This window comes from Pseudoalteromonas sp. S3776 (assembly GCF_005886915.1).
Classification (GTDB): domain Bacteria; phylum Pseudomonadota; class Gammaproteobacteria; order Enterobacterales; family Alteromonadaceae; genus Pseudoalteromonas.
The window spans coordinates 1-208 of record NZ_PNCU01000050.1; the positions used below are offsets into that span (position 1 = coordinate 1).

A 208-nucleotide genomic window follows, 5' to 3' on the forward strand; every position below is an offset into this window, starting at 1 on the left:
CGCTACAGCAAGCGTGTCCGATGTGGCAGGCAACCCAATTTCAGCGCAAGATAGCGTAGAACTTGATAACACCGCATCGATCACAACCAGTATTGATAAAACCGCCGACGGCGTCATAAATGGTAACGGTGAAAGCGCCGCCATGGTCGTGCGTGGCACGGTGAGCGATGTGGAAGACGGTCAAACTGTGACGGTGATCATCAGCGAT

General features: G+C 53.4%; 1 protein-coding gene. It reads left to right on the plus strand.

Annotation, left to right across the window (positions count from 1 at the left end; all coding sequences use genetic code 11):
* On the plus strand, positions 1-208 hold a 208-nt coding region (locus CWC16_RS19910; protein WP_171037678.1), incomplete at both ends, for a hypothetical protein.